The 13,114-nt window shown below is 69.8% G+C and carries 13 protein-coding genes; 5 read left to right on the top strand and 8 right to left on the bottom strand.

Annotated features, from left to right (window positions below; translation table 11 throughout):
• Positions 1–102 precede the first annotated feature (102 nt).
• Positions 103–753: a TVP38/TMEM64 family protein gene (locus tag BMY74_RS41715; RefSeq protein ID WP_177230208.1), complete on the bottom strand. Its 651-nt coding sequence runs from the start codon at positions 751–753 to the stop codon at positions 103–105.
• 70 nt (positions 754–823) lie between these two features.
• On the opposite strand from BMY74_RS41715, the gene BMY74_RS41710 reads away from it, so the two are divergent.
• A complete protein-coding gene (locus BMY74_RS41710) occupies positions 824–1,228 on the top strand; it encodes a hypothetical protein (RefSeq protein WP_143091943.1) in 405 nt (134 codons plus the stop codon).
• Here BMY74_RS41710 and BMY74_RS41705 read toward each other — a convergent pair.
• From BMY74_RS41705 to BMY74_RS41695, 3 genes are all read right to left on the bottom strand, one after another.
• Positions 1,225–3,102 carry an ABC1 kinase family protein gene (locus tag BMY74_RS41705; RefSeq protein ID WP_089927352.1) on the bottom strand — a complete coding sequence of 626 codons (1,878 nt, stop codon included), beginning with the start codon at positions 3,100–3,102 and terminating at the stop codon, positions 1,225–1,227. The two genes, BMY74_RS41710 and BMY74_RS41705, sit on opposite strands and share 4 nt — an antisense overlap.
• A gap of 91 nt (positions 3,103–3,193) precedes the next feature.
• A complete protein-coding gene (locus tag BMY74_RS41700; protein WP_089927247.1) occupies positions 3,194–3,589 on the bottom strand; it encodes an SSI family serine proteinase inhibitor in 396 nt (131 codons plus the stop codon).
• An 87-nt stretch (positions 3,590–3,676) separates the two neighbouring features.
• Complete coding sequence (locus BMY74_RS41695; RefSeq protein WP_089927244.1) at positions 3,677–4,546, bottom strand: SGNH/GDSL hydrolase family protein; 870 nt, start codon at positions 4,544–4,546, stop codon at positions 3,677–3,679.
• A gap of 87 nt (positions 4,547–4,633) precedes the next feature.
• Between BMY74_RS41695 and BMY74_RS41690 the strand changes: the two genes are divergently transcribed.
• Positions 4,634–5,911 (top strand): MFS transporter, encoded by a 1,278-nt coding sequence (locus tag BMY74_RS41690; RefSeq protein WP_089927242.1) that lies wholly within the window; start codon positions 4,634–4,636, stop codon positions 5,909–5,911.
• Here BMY74_RS41690 and BMY74_RS41685 read toward each other — a convergent pair.
• Positions 5,843–6,667 (bottom strand): hypothetical protein, encoded by an 825-nt coding sequence (locus tag BMY74_RS41685; protein WP_245786692.1) that lies wholly within the window; start codon positions 6,665–6,667, stop codon positions 5,843–5,845. The two genes, BMY74_RS41690 and BMY74_RS41685, sit on opposite strands and share 69 nt — an antisense overlap.
• Positions 6,668–6,690: 23 nt before the next feature.
• A complete protein-coding gene (locus BMY74_RS41680) occupies positions 6,691–7,638 on the bottom strand; it encodes an SPFH domain-containing protein (RefSeq protein ID WP_089927237.1) in 948 nt (315 codons plus the stop codon).
• A gap of 58 nt (positions 7,639–7,696) precedes the next feature.
• On the opposite strand from BMY74_RS41680, the gene BMY74_RS41675 reads away from it, so the two are divergent.
• Complete coding sequence (locus tag BMY74_RS41675) at positions 7,697–8,374, top strand: NUDIX hydrolase (RefSeq protein WP_218159942.1); 678 nt, start codon at positions 7,697–7,699, stop codon at positions 8,372–8,374.
• Between the two features lie 585 nt (positions 8,375–8,959).
• On the opposite strand, the gene BMY74_RS41670 is transcribed toward BMY74_RS41675, so the two are convergent.
• Complete coding sequence (locus BMY74_RS41670; protein ID WP_089927231.1) at positions 8,960–9,967, bottom strand: Gfo/Idh/MocA family protein; 1,008 nt, start codon at positions 9,965–9,967, stop codon at positions 8,960–8,962.
• A 196-nt stretch (positions 9,968–10,163) separates the two neighbouring features.
• Between BMY74_RS41670 and BMY74_RS41665 the strand changes: the two genes are divergently transcribed.
• Positions 10,164–11,450, top strand: a complete 1,287-nt coding sequence (locus BMY74_RS41665) for a bifunctional o-acetylhomoserine/o-acetylserine sulfhydrylase (protein ID WP_089927228.1) — start codon at positions 10,164–10,166, stop codon at positions 11,448–11,450.
• Positions 11,450–12,463, top strand: coding sequence for a homoserine O-acetyltransferase MetX (gene metX, locus BMY74_RS41660; protein ID WP_089927224.1), 1,014 nt, complete (start codon positions 11,450–11,452; stop codon positions 12,461–12,463). The genes BMY74_RS41665 and metX overlap by 1 nt, the downstream gene beginning before the upstream one ends.
• Here metX and BMY74_RS41655 read toward each other — a convergent pair.
• Positions 12,426–13,112 (bottom strand): MerR family DNA-binding transcriptional regulator, encoded by a 687-nt coding sequence (locus BMY74_RS41655; protein WP_245786690.1) that lies wholly within the window; start codon positions 13,110–13,112, stop codon positions 12,426–12,428. The genes metX and BMY74_RS41655 overlap by 38 nt on opposite strands.
• Between the last annotated feature and the right edge of the window lie 2 nt (positions 13,113–13,114).

Raw genomic sequence — 13,114 nt, 5'->3', positions numbered from 1 at the left:
GCCGGAGCCGGCCTCAGGAATCGAACCTGAGAATCACCGGAAGTAACCCTCCGCTGCGCACCGGGCGCTCATTCATACAACCACGCCGCGCAAAGGGTTTTTCTAAGGCGCCGCCTTCACGAGCCGGCGCAGGAGGTAGAAGAGGCCGACCGTCAACAGGAATCCGGCCGCGCTGATCATCACGATCTGCTCGACGGTCTCGGCCTTCGACCCGGCGAACACGTAGGCGGCGCAGATCGGCAGGGTTCCGATGAGCGTGTACGACATGAAGGTCCGGAACGACACCCTGGACACCCCGGCGGACACGGACACGGTCTCCGCCATCATCGGGATGCCGCGGGCCACGCCGAAGAACCACGGCCCGAACTGGCGGCCCCAGCGCCGCATCTCGGTCAACTCCTCGATGGTCACCACCCGCCGCACCAGGACCGGGCCCGCGAACCGCCCCAGGGCGTACCCTGCGGCAGAGGAACCCAGGGATCCGACGACCGCGAGTGCCAGCCCGAGGGGCAGGCCGAGTGCCGTTCCCGCCAGCACGATGAGCGGCGTGGACGGCACGGGCAGCAGCACGTCCACGACGAGCAGGGCGAAGATCGCCGCCGCCGCCCACACCGGGTCGATGCCGCGCACCCACGTCACGACACCGTCGAAGTCGATGAGGTCGAGTGCCTCGAACACGATCCAGCTCAGCAACACGAAGCCGAGCACGACGGCCGGTATCCACTTCCACCGGACGCCCGTCTCATAACTCATCGGGTGATGGTCGCCCACGTCGATCCGCCGGACAATCCGCCAGTGGCGCAGGTTCCGCGAAGGGACACACATGAGTGACGATCTCGTGCCTTTTCTGGGGCACTGGGTGCTCGACCCGGCACGCTCCGCATACACCGGCGGCACCCCTCCGCGCAGCGGCCACTACGACCTGAGGCTCGAGAACGACCGGCTGGTGGTCAGCATCGAGGGCGTCCTCGGGTCCGGCGACCCCATCCGCACCGGGTACACATTGGACCTCTGGCAGGACACGCCGATGAGCGTCGGCCACGTCGACCGCGTGCGCACGGTCGTCGAGCCGCGCCGGTTCTGCACCATCGCCTACGCGGGTGCGCAAGCGGTTGCGCGGGCGTGGCGGGTGCTCGGCCACCTCAACGAGATGACGGTCGTCCAGTCGGCGCCGGACCAGTTCGGCGTGTGGCGCGACGACGTTTCGGTGTACCGCAGGCAGTTCTAGGAGCGCGGCCGGAACACCGCGACGACGACCCGCAGGCCCAGCAGCACCGAGATGATCATCAGGTTGTAGCCGAACACCTGGTGCAGACCCACGTCCGGCGAGATCCGCGGCCCGCCGGACGAGCCGAGCAGCAGGACCGACATCACGCCCGCCGTGGCGCCCAGGGCCGTCAGCATCACCTGGTGCAGCAGGCCCGTGACGAACGACCTGTCGCGTTCGTCCGCGAACAGCCGCACCGACATGCTCAGGCGGCCCTGCTCCACCGCCCCGGTGATCCGGTCGATCCGCCGCGGCAGCCGGCGCAGCATGGGTAGCACGGCCTGCAGTTCCTCGGCCATCGTGCGTTTCACCGACTCGGCCGTGAGCCGTTCGGAGATCTGCTCGGCGGCGAAGGCCCGCGACTCGACCACGATGTTGAAGCCCGGCGCCAGCTCCGCGAGCGTGCCCTCCAGCGTCGCCAGGGCCCGGAACACCGCCGCGACCTCCGGCGGGATGCTCAGGCCGAACCGGGACACGATCAGGAACAGGTCGCCGAACATCTCCACGTCCGGCCGCATGCCCGCGCCGAGGTGGCGGGCCATGAACTGGCCGAGGGCACGCTCCAGCCGTTGCTCGTCGATGTCCTCGGGATGGGACGTCAGCTCCAGCAGCGCGTCGGTGAGGCCCGCCGGGTCGCTGCGGTCGATCGCGAGGAGCAGCCGTTGCAGCGCCGAGCGCAGCGCGGAGTCGATCCGCCCGACCGAGCCGAAGTCGAGCAGGCCGAGGCGGCCGTCCGTCAGCAGCAGCACGTTGCCGGGGTGCGGGTCCGCGTGGAAGACGCCGTCGAGCATGACCTGACGCAGCACGAACCGCAGCAACGTCCGTGCGAGCCCCTCGTCCTCGGACGCGCCCCGCAGCGGCACGCCGTCGAGCCGGTCCATGACGAGGACGCGTGCGGTCGACAGGTGGACGTGCGGCAGGCCGACCGACGAGTCCGACGCCGCCGCCACGGCCGTGATGTTGCGCGCCTCGATCCTGAAGTCGAGTTCCTCGCGCAACGCCGCCGCGAACCCGGCCGCGAGGTCCCGGATGCCCAGCGCGGAGCCCCAGCGGGTGCGCTGCAGCGTCTCGGCGAGGCGCGAGACGATGTCGAGATCCCCCTCGGCCGTTGCCCGCACGTCTGGCCGTTGCACCTTCACGACGACCTCGGCGCCGGAGCGCAGCACGGCTCGGTGCACCTGCGCGATCGAGGCCGCCGCGAGTGGTTCGGGGTCCACCTCGCGGAAGGCGTCGAGCCCGACCTCGGCGTCGAGCACCTCGCGCACCTGGTCCCACTTCGCCGCGGGCACCTTGTCCTGCAACAGGCTCAGCTCGTCGACGAAGTCCTGCGGCAGCAGGTCGGCGCGCGTCGACAGCACCTGCCCGAGTTTCACGAACGTCACGCCCGCGTCCTGCAACGCGAGCCGCAGCGACCGCGAGAGGCCGGTGGAGGTGCGTTCGCGGCCGCGCAGGTAGGGCCCCAGGCCGTGGCGGAACGCGATCGCGGTGATCCGCGAGTACCGCCGGGTCCGCGCGATCCGGCGCCGCGCCATGCCCCACCACTCGGTGGGCGGCGGGATCGAGCCGGTCGGGACGATGATCTCCGCGAGCGCCAGCACCGCGATCACGGCGAGGATGGACAGTCCGAGTTGGAGCGTCACGAGACCCGCGGACGGTTCGGCTGTCGTCTCGCCGAAAGTGCTTTGTGCGACCGACATCGCCAGCGCGCACGCCAGCGCGGTGCGGATCAGGCCGATGCGCAGGCCGAGGATTCGCCGCGCGGCCAGGGCCATGCCCAGCACGAGCAGCAGGAACGTGATCGGGAAGCCGATCGTGTAGACCAGGAAGTCCCCCATGCCCGGCATGCTAGGCCGTGCGAGCTGAAGGCCACCGGTTGTTCCAGCACGACGGCGGTGTGCTGGAACAACCGGTGGCGCGATCAGGGGATCAGAAGTCGAAGACCTTGCCCGTGTGCGCGCGCAGCACGCACGGGTTCGAGTACACCTGCTGGAAATCGATCTTCTTGTTGCGCCACTTGCCGCGCAACGTCGCCTTGGTCGGGTTCAGCTCCATCGTGCACATCACCTCCGCCGCGTCCAGTCTGCGGAAGTCGCCCTCGACGGGCGTGAGCTGGTCGCACGCCTGCTGGGCGTTGCGGTGCAGTCCACCCGTGGGTTCGCAGGTCAGCTGCGTGGTGCTGAGCGTGCCCATCTCCGGCTGCACCGACAGCGTCACGCCGGCTGCGGGGAAGAGGGCCTCTGTCAGGGGGGCCGCCTGGGCCGTCGCGGGGACGAGCGGTGCGGCGAGCGCGAGACAGGCAAACAGAAGTCGGGTCCTTGCCATGCCAACACTCTGGCGCGGCAAAGACCCGAGATTCCATTCAACCGGGCGGTAACACCAGATCGTGTAATCCGCCCTGACTGCGTGCAACTAGACGCGCGTGGACTCCGTCCTGGCGAGCGCCTTCGCCACCTGGTCACCCACCGCAGCCATGCCCTTGGCGTTCGGGTGAACGGGGAACGCGAGGCTCGTCGGGATGATGCCCTCGACCCACTTGTCCCACGGCGCCGCGCACGTGTCGCGACCGAGGCTGATGTCGTAGGGGTTCACGAACGTGGCACCGGCCGCTTTCGCCTGTGCGCCCAGCATTCCGTTCAGCTGCTGCTGCACGTTGTCGAGGTACGGCACGTCGCCCTTGGAGATCGGCACGACGGGCCAGCAGCCGCCGGACGGCGGCAGGATCCGCAGGTAGCCGACCACGACGACCTTCGCCTTCGGGCTGCGCTGCTTGATGCCCTGCAGGACGGCGGCCACCTTGGCGGCGGTGGCGTCGACGCGCTGACCGAGCGAGTCGCCGTAGTTCGCCTTGCAGGGAGCGCCGTTCGGATCGGTGATGCTCTTGCCGGCGCAGGTCAGGATGATGTCGGAGAAGCCGATGTCGTTGCCGCCGATGGACACCGTGACGAGGTCGGTATCGGCTTTGAGGGCGGAGAACTGCGGCACCGACTGGCCGGGGACGCCGGACTGGACGCCCGCCATGTCCTTGGTCTGCGCGCCACCGCAGGAGATGTCGGTGAAGTTGGCGATGCCGAGCTTCCGCGCGAGCACGGACGGGTAGTTCTGCGTGGACTTGAAGCAGCTCAGCGGGTCGAGCCGCTGCAGGGGGATGAACGGTCCCGAGACGAACGAATCTCCGAGCGAGACGTAGTTCCGGTAGGTCGGTGCGGCGGCGGCGTGCGGTGCCAGCAAGGCCGCGAACAGGGCTGTGAGCAGGGAAACGACAGTCACTCGGCGCGTCATTGCTACCTCGTTACTGAAGAGTAGGAACGTAGGACGAAGGGTGACCGGACCATTGCGCAGTGTCAATCCCTCCACCAGGCTGGAACGATGACGGGGGCACGCAAAGTAGCGACGGCTTCAGCGGTCGGTAACACGATCGAGTTGTACGACTTCCTGCTCTACGGCACGGCGTCGGCGCTCGTGTTCGACAAGATCTTCTTCCCGCAGTTCGACTCGCGCGTCGGCGTGCTGCTCGCGTTCGCCACGTTCGGCGCGGGTTTCTTCGCCCGGCCGCTGGGCGGCGCGGTCATCGGGCACCTCGGTGACCGGATCGGGCGGCGGCCGATGCTCGTGATCACCCTTTCGGTGACGGGCGCGTCGACGGCGTTGATCGGTCTGCTGCCGACCTACGCCCACGTCGGGATCCTCGCGCCGTTGTCGCTCGTGTTGCTGCGGCTCGTCCAGGGCTTCTTCATGGGCGGAGAGCAGGGCGGCGCGTCGCTGATGGCCGTCGAGCACGCGCCGCCGGGGCGGTGGGGCTGGTACGGCAGCTGGGTGTTCATCGGGTCGCCGGTCGGACTCGTGCTCGCGAACCTCGCGATGTACGTGTCGTCGCGCGCGTCCGGGCCGGACTTCCTGAGCTGGGGCTGGCGGTTGCCGTTCCTGTTCTCGGTCGTGCTGGTCGGCATCGGCCTCTACATCCGGCTGCGCGTGTCGGAGTCGCCGCAGTTCGCGCGGGTCGAGAAGGCGCGGCTGCCGATCGCGGAGGTGCTGCGCGACCGGTGGCGCGTGGTGCTGCTGGGCGCCGGCGTGAACCTCGGGTTCACGATCTTCATCTACGTGCTGAGCGTGTTCATGATCGGCTACGGGCGCACGGCGCTGAAGATCTCCGCGGACGACCTGCTGGTCGCGACCGTCGTCGGATCGCTGGCGCAGGTCGTTGCGGTGCCCGCCTTCGGGCTCCTGTCGGACCGCGTCGGCCGGTTGCCGGTGATGTTCGGCGGCGCGATCTTCCAGGCCGCGTTCGCGTTCCCGCTGTTCTGGCTGACGGACTCGGGCTGGTTCACGTTCGCGATGGTGCTCGGCTTCGTCGGCTCGGCCGCGTTGTTCGGCCCGTCGGCCGCCTACTTCGCCGAGCTGTTCCGGACCCGCGTGCGGTACAGCGGGGTGGCGTTGAGCTTCCAGTTGGGCGCGGTGCTGGGCGGCGGGCTCGCCCCGCTGGTCGCGCAGTCGTTGCTGCGCACCGGGACCTGGGCCATCGCGCTGTACCTGATCGCCGGCGCGGTGCTGTCCGGCGTGTGTCTGCTCGTGATCGGGTCAGCGCACGAGGCGGAGTCTGCGGGCGGCGAGTCCGATGCTCAGCCGCTGGCCCCAGCCCAGCCGTAGCGCGTCGCTCTCGATGCCGTCGCCGAACGCCACGAGGCCGTCCGACTCGACGTCGATCTGCAGCGCTTCGCCGGTGATCTCGCCCTCGGTGTGCTCGATGCCGGTGCTCGGCGACGGCCAGGCCTCCCGGACGAACCAGACGAGCCTGCGTTCGGTCGGGGTGGGGAGGGTGAGAAGGCTCTTCCGCTCGCGGTGGGCCGAATTGCACCAGCCCGTCGCTCCCGTGCCGCTGCCGACGAGGACGCCGGACGACGCCTGGCGCTCGTCCGCGATGCGGTAGCGGCTGGTCTGGTGGCTCGGGTGGCCGACGTAGATCTCGTTGAGCGCGCAGAGGGTCTGGCCGTCGTCCGCCCTGGCCTCGACCATCGTGCGGTCCTCGGTGTCGTTCGTGCTGTGCAGGAGTTCCGCGGCGTCCTGCGGGGCGTGCCGGGCGAGCACGCCCCGTTCCGGGTTGATGCCGATCACGGGCTGGCCGTCGAGGTACTTGGCGACGTTGGCGACCAGCCCGTCCTGCCCGACGATGACGACTACGTCCTCGGGCGCGAACAGGAACCGCGACAGGTCTTCCCGCTCGACGACGCCGCGGCGCCAGTCGAGCGGGATCGCGGCGCCGACGTCTCCCAGCGCTTTGCGGGTCTGCTGGTCACGGTCCACCACCTCGTCCAGGGTTCGGTTGCGGGACTTGAGGAAGAACTCGACCTGACCCCTCGTCCCGTGTCGTGCCAACAACTCTGTCAGCTCGGTGCGCCTGTGCACCAGCACGATTCTCGGTGCGAGGCTCATCGCGCGAGCCGCTGCAGGATCGGCTGGATGACGTCCGGCGTGAGCGTGATGCTGCCGATCTCCGGGAGGTTGCCGGCGAGTTCCTTCGCCGCCAGGGCGAGCAGCGTCGCCTGCGGGACCTCCTTGTAGGCGTCCAGTCGCGCCTTCTCGCCGGCGGCCTCGGCTTCCGCGAGCTTGCGGATGCCCTCGGCCTTGGCGTCGTCGGCGACCCGGCTGGCCCTCGCGTGGTCCTCGGCCTTCTTGAGGGCGTTCGCGCCGCGCTGCACGACCAGGAGCTCTTCTCGTTTGGCGAGCTCGATCTGGTTCTGCAGCTCGTTCTCGCTGATCGCGCGCTCGCGCTCGACCGCGATGGCACGGCGTTCGTAGGTCGCCTTGTCGGCCTCCTGCTGGACCTTCTCGCGGATGGTGGTCTGGAGGGCCTTCTCCATGTCGGCGTCCGGGCGGATCGCGACGACCCTCACGTCGATGATCTCCAGGCCGATGTGGTCGGCCTTGAGGTTGGTCGCGACCGCGGTCTTGACCTTCTCGACTCCGGTCCGGATGGCGGTCTCCAGGTCGAGGGTGCCGAGGATCTTGAGGGCGTGCTGCTGGGTGCTCTCGGTGAGGGTGTTCGCGATCTGGCTCAGCGGGTCCTGGCGCCAGGTGCCGGTGTCGGGGTCGATCGAGAAGTCGATCCTGGTCGTCGCCGTCTCCGGGTTGGTGCAGCGGTAGGTGACCGTGAGCTGGACCGTGACGTCCTGGTAGTCCTGCGTTCTCGCGTGGAAGAGCATCGGGAGCTCCCGGTCGTCCACCGGGACTTCGCTCAGGACCGCGGTTCTGGGGCGGAACCAGAAGCTCAGGCCGGTGCCCTCGTGGGCGATCTTGCCGTTCTTGACGTGTCGGACGTGGACGGTCGGGGCTCCGCGGAGGTGGCGGAGTCCGGGGTAGGTGCTGATGTCGGCCATGGGGGCACGCTCCTTCGGTGGCTTGTCGTCGATCTGACGATAAGCCTATGCTTCGGTGGTGTACTCGCCAAGTGATTTCCCTCCCTTCGCGGTCACGGTCGACCTCGTGGTGCTGACCGTGCGAGGCGATGCGCTGTGCGCGCTGCTGGTTCGTCGCGGGGAGGCGCCCTATCGGGGGCGGTGGGCGTTGCCTGGTGGGTTCGTGCAGGTCACCGAGTCGGTGGATGCCGCGGCCGTGCGGGAACTGGCCGAGGAGACCGGGGTGTCCGGGCTGCACCTCGAGCAGTTGGGGACGTACGGGGAGCCGCGGCGGGACCCTCGGATGCGGGTCGTGTCCGTTGCCTATCTGGCGTTGGCGCCTGATCTGCCGGTGCCTGTTGCCGGGACCGATGCCGCCGCCGCTTCTTGGGTGCCGGTGGGGGAGGCTTCTTCGCTGGCCTTCGACCACGCGCGGATCTTGGGGGACGGGGTGGAGCGGGCTCGGGCCAAGTTGGAGTACTCGGCTTTGGGGACCGCGTTTTGTGGTCCTGAGTTCACGGTGGCCGAGTTGAGGCGGGTTTACGAGATCGTTTGGGGGGTTTCGCTGGATCCCCGGAACTTTCACCGGAAGGTCACGGGGGTGGATGGGTTGTTGGTGGCTACCGGGGGGACTACTTCGCGGGATGGGGGGCGGCCGGCTGCCTTGTTTCGGCGGGGGGAGGCTGAGGTGTTGTATCCGCCGTTGGTGCGGCCGTAGGGGTGTGGCTTTGCGGCTTCTGCGGGTGGCTGCTTTTGCGTGGCTGCTTTTGCGGGCGGCCTGGTCGCCTTGCGTGCTTCCCCTGGGGCTCTGCCCCAGACCCCGGCAATCTGATCAGGGGGTAGCGCCGCCTGTGGGCTGATGGCACGCCTGCTGCTTAGGGCGGCTGCCGGTTGCTTGGTTTGGGCGCGTTGGCGGTGGGGTCCCATCACGAGCCGCACCAGGAGCGGGCCACATGCCTGAGGGGGTGTCAACTCGACGAAAAGCGTGTCGAGTTGACACCCCCTCAGGCATGCAGCAAGTGCTGTGGCGCGACTCGTGATGGGACCCCACCGCCGGTACCTCTTTGTTCAGGACGGCTCGCCTGCGGCGTCGCACCGATCGCGCGGCTCGCCTGCGGCGTCGCACCGATCGCGCGGCTCGCCTGCGGCGTCGCACCGATCGCACGGCTCGCCTGCGGCGTCGCACCGATCGCGCGGCTCGCCTTCGGCATCGCGGACGATCAAGCGTGCCCGCCCTCGCGTCCGCCGCCCCGCCTGCCCTGCCGTTCTGCCCGCCCCCGCCTCACCCCGCGCTGCCGTGCGGTCAGAGGCGGACCGCGCCTCCCGTCGCGGCCGACTGCTTCGCCGCCTCGATCACCTCCAGGCCCGTCACCGCGTCCTGCGGCGACACCGGCACCTCGCCTGCGGCCACCGCCGCGTAGAAGTCCTGGTAGGCGCCCGGCTCGGTGCGCAGGGGCTTGCCGCCGAGGGTGCCCCAGGCGGGTTCGGGGTCCTCGCCCCAGCCCGGGCCCGCCGGGGTGTCGCCTGCCTTGAGGCGGTCCTCCTGCGGGTCCATGCCGTGCTTCACGTACGCGGCGTCGTGGCCCAGCACGCGGAAGCGCGGGCCCAGGTCTGCTGCCAGCGCGCTCATCCAGAGGTGGGAGCGGACGCCGTCCTCGTGGGTCAGGGAGAGGAAGACGTCGTCGTCCGCTCGGGCGCCGGGGCGGACTGTGGCGATCTCGGCGTGCACCGTCACCGGGCGGCCGAAGAGGGCCACCGACTGGTCAATGAGGTGTGTGCCGAGGTCGAACAGGATGCTGCCGAGGTCTGCCGGGTCGCCTGATTCCTTCCACGACGACTTGATCTCGGGGCGGTAGCGCTCGAAGCGGGACTCGAACCTGTGGACCTTGCCCAGGGCGTTCGAGGCCAGGAGGCGCTGGACGGTGAGGAAGTCGCCGTCCCAGCGGCGGTTGTGGAACGGGACGAGCCTGAGGCCTCGGGAGGAGGCGATGGAGGCCAGGGCCCTCGCTTCCATGGCGGAGCCCGCGAAGGGTTTGTCGACGACGACGTCGAGGCCGTGTTCCAGGACCTGGCGGGCGTGGGTCGCGTGGAAGCGGTTCGGGGTGGTGATGACGACCAGGTCGAAGTCGCCTGCCCAGACTTCGTCCAGAGAGGACAGCAGGCGGGCTGCCGGGTAGCGTTCGGCCACCTCTGCCTGGCGCTTCGGGTTCGAGGTGACCACGGCGGAGAGGTCCAGGCCCGGGGTTGCCTCGATGAACGGGGCGTGGAAGGCCGCCCCACCTAGTCCGTAGCCGACCAGAGCTGTGCGCATGCGATCAGCCTATGCGGTCTCACCTGTTGGACGGGGTGTCCAGGGGACCGTGTGGCCCCTTACATTCGTCGACTATGACCATGCCGCTGGTTAGCCGACGCCACGTCGATTACGTGCGCGTCACCAGCATGGCCTGTCGTTGCTCTCGTTGATCCCAAACCCCCTCTCGCATCAACGAACGTTCTGGAGCACAGCCATGTCCTGGTCCTTCGAGACTGCTCAGATCCACGCGGGTGCCGCGCCCGACCCGGCCACCGGCGCTCGCGCCACGCCGATCTACCAGACCACCTCCTACGTCTTCCGGGACACGCAGCACGGTGCGGACCTGTTCTCGCTGGCCGAGCCCGGGAACATCTACACCCGCATCAACAACCCCACGCAGGACGTGCTGGAGCAGCGCGTCGCCGCTCTCGAAGGGGGCATCGCCGCCGTCGCCTTCGCGTCCGGGTCCGCGGCGGAGACGGCCGCGATCCTGAACCTCGCGCGGTCCGGTGACCACCTGGTCTCGAGCGCGTCGCTCTACGGCGGCACGTACAACCTGTTCCACTACACGCTGCCGAAGCTCGGCATCGAGGTGTCCTTCGTGGACGACCCCGACGACCTCGACGCGTGGCAGGCGGCGGTGCGGCCCAACACCAAGCTGTTCTTCGCGGAGACGCTGGCCAACCCGCGGTCGCACGTGCTCGACATCGAGGGTGTTGCCGGCGTCGCGCACGCCAACGACGTGCCGCTGCTCGTCGACAACACGGTGCCCACGCCGTACCTGCTGCGGCCGTTGGAGCACGGCGCGGACATCGTCATCCACTCCGCGACGAAGTACCTCGGCGGTCACGGCACGGCCATCGCCGGTGTGGTCGTGGACGGCGGCAAGTTCGAGTACGGCGCCGAGAAGTTCCCCGACTTCCACGAGCCCGACCCCAGCTACAACGGCCTGCAGTACTGGCCGGTGCTCGGGCACGGGGCGTTCGCGGCGAAGCTGCGCGTGCAGGGGCTGCGGGACACGGGTGCGTCCATCGCGCCGCTGACGAGCTTCCTGGTGATCCAGGGCATCGAGACGTTGTCGCTGCGCATCGAGCGGCACGTGCAGAACGCGCAGGCGCTGGCCGAGTGGCTGGAGCAGCGCGACGAGGTCGAGAAGGTCCACTACGCGGGCCTGCCGTCGTCGCCGTTCCACGCCAACGCGCAGAAGTACCTGCCCAAGGGCGCCGGCGCGGTCGTGAGCTTCGAGCTGCGCGGCGGTGTCGAGGCCGGACGGGCGTTCGTCGACGGCACGAGCCTGTTCAGCCAGCTGGTGAACATCGGTGACGTGCGGTCGCTGATCGTGCACCCCGCCTCGACCACGCACAGCCAGCTCACGCCAGAGGAGCAGCTCGTCACGGGCGTCGCGCCCGGCCTGGTGCGGCTGTCGGTCGGCCTCGAAGGCCTCGAGGACCTCAAGGCGGACCTCGAGGCGGGCTTCACCGCGGCGAAGTCCGAGTTGTAGTGGGCGGCTGGCGGTTCGGCGATCCGAACGGGCGGCGGCAGTGGTTCAGCCACGCCGCACCGTTCGGGGAACTGCCGGGTTTCCAGCTCGCGTACGAGACGTGGGGGACCTTGAACGCGGAGGCCTCCAACGCGGTGCTCGTGCTCCACGCCCTCACCGGGGACAGCCATGTCGCCGGGGGCGTGGAGCCGGGCCACCCCACGCCGGGCTGGTGGGACTCCCTGGTGGGCAAGGGAAAGCCGCTCGACGGGTTCTTCGTGGTGGCGCCGAACGTGCTGGGCGGCTGCCAGGGCAGCACCGGTCCCTGGCAGCACCCCGGTTTCCCCGCGATCACCATCCGGGACCAGGTCGCGGCCGAGGTGCACCTCGCGGACCACCTCGGGATCGAGCGGTGGGCCGCGGTGCTCGGCGGGTCCATGGGCGGTATGCGCGCCGTCGAGTGGGCGGTGAGCGAGCCCGGACGCGTGGAATCGTTGCTGCTGCTTGCGACGACGGCCGCGGCGTCCGCCGAGCAGATCGCGCTGGCGTCCGCGCAGCTGCACGCGATCAGGGCCGATCCCGTGGAGGGACTGGGGATCGCGCGGCGGATCGCGCACATCAGCTACCGCAGTGAGCAGGAGCTGCAGGCCCGGTTCGGGAGGAACCTCCAGGACGACGGGCGGTTCGAGGTGGAGTCCTATCTGGACCACCACGCGGCGAAGCTGACGCGGAGGTTCGACGCTGCCAGCTACGTCACGCTGACCGAGGCGATGAACTCGCACGACGTCGGCCACCAGCGCGGCGGGATCAGGGCCGCGTTGCGGAAGGTCACCGCGCGCACCATCGTGGCGGGCGTCGACTCCGACCGGCTGTACCCGTTGGCACAGCAGGAAGAACTCGCGGCAGGCATCCCCGGAGCGGACCGGCTGCGGGTGATCGAGTCGCCGTACGGGCACGACGCGTTCCTGATCGAGAGCGAGCAGGTCGGCGCGCTCGTCACGGAACTGGTGCCCGTGCGTTCAGGTACTCGTTGAGCCGTGCGGCCGCGGCCAGCATCGCGAGGCCCTGCGCGGTGAGGCGGCGGCGCCAGTCGGCGAGGGCGGCACCCAGCGTGTCGGTGCCGCCCGCCGTGCGGACCTGGTCCACCACCAGGGCTATGTGCGCCAACGGATAGCCGCCGCGGCGCAGCAGGTGCGCCAGCTCGGCGTCGCGGACGTCCTCCGCCCGGAACACGCGGTAGCCGGTCCTCTCCCTTGCCGGTACGAGGATTCCGGCCTCCTCCCACGCGCGCAGCGTCGCCGGCGTCACGCCGAGGCGGCGGGCCAGCTCACCGATCGTGCGCGGCCCCAGCACCGGCTCGACGTCGGTCAGGTCCTGCACCGCGCGGCTGACCGAGTCGAGCGTCGAGCGGTCGCGCAGCAGCTGCTCGTGGCCGCGGTCGATCCACTCCAGCGCGTCGTCGAGCGATCCGGCGTGGACCGCGTTCATGATCTGGCCGGCGCGGGCGTGCCCGAAGGCCGGGACCAGCGCGAGGAACGTGCGCAGCGCGGCGGCGTGGACCTCGGTGAAGACGCGGTAGCCGGACGGCGTGCGCCCGGCGGGCGGGAGGAACCCGGCCTCCTCGTAGTTGCGCACGGCCTGGGCCGAGAGGCCGTGTTCACGGGCGAGGTCAGCTGGTCGCACGG

This window comes from Lentzea albida, assembly GCF_900111005.1.
In the GTDB taxonomy this organism is placed as follows: domain Bacteria; phylum Actinomycetota; class Actinomycetes; order Mycobacteriales; family Pseudonocardiaceae; genus Lentzea; species Lentzea albida.
The sequence above is the reverse complement of the archived record's forward strand: the minus strand, read 5'-3'. Positions and strand labels throughout refer to the sequence as shown.

What these genes read in the sequence shown, in the direction of transcription:
- BMY74_RS41680 (WP_089927237.1), bottom strand. Translation starts at nt 7,638, where the DNA reads ATGGCCGACATCAGCACCTACCCCGGACTCCGCCACCTCCGCGGAGCC.
- BMY74_RS41715 (WP_177230208.1), bottom strand. Translation starts at nt 753, where the DNA reads ATGAGTTATGAGACGGGCGTCCGGTGGAAGTGGATACCGGCCGTCGTG.
- BMY74_RS41670 (WP_089927231.1), bottom strand. Translation starts at nt 9,967, where the DNA reads ATGCGCACAGCTCTGGTCGGCTACGGACTAGGTGGGGCGGCCTTCCAC.
- BMY74_RS41705 (WP_089927352.1), bottom strand. Translation starts at nt 3,102, where the DNA reads ATGGGGGACTTCCTGGTCTACACGATCGGCTTCCCGATCACGTTCCTG.
- BMY74_RS41690 (WP_089927242.1), top strand. Translation starts at nt 4,634, where the DNA reads ATGACGGGGGCACGCAAAGTAGCGACGGCTTCAGCGGTCGGTAACACG.
- BMY74_RS41700 (WP_089927247.1), bottom strand. Translation starts at nt 3,589, where the DNA reads ATGGCAAGGACCCGACTTCTGTTTGCCTGTCTCGCGCTCGCCGCACCG.
- BMY74_RS41695 (WP_089927244.1), bottom strand. Translation starts at nt 4,546, where the DNA reads ATGACGCGCCGAGTGACTGTCGTTTCCCTGCTCACAGCCCTGTTCGCG.
- BMY74_RS41665 (WP_089927228.1), top strand. Translation starts at nt 10,164, where the DNA reads ATGTCCTGGTCCTTCGAGACTGCTCAGATCCACGCGGGTGCCGCGCCC.
- BMY74_RS41710 (WP_143091943.1), top strand. Translation starts at nt 824, where the DNA reads ATGAGTGACGATCTCGTGCCTTTTCTGGGGCACTGGGTGCTCGACCCG.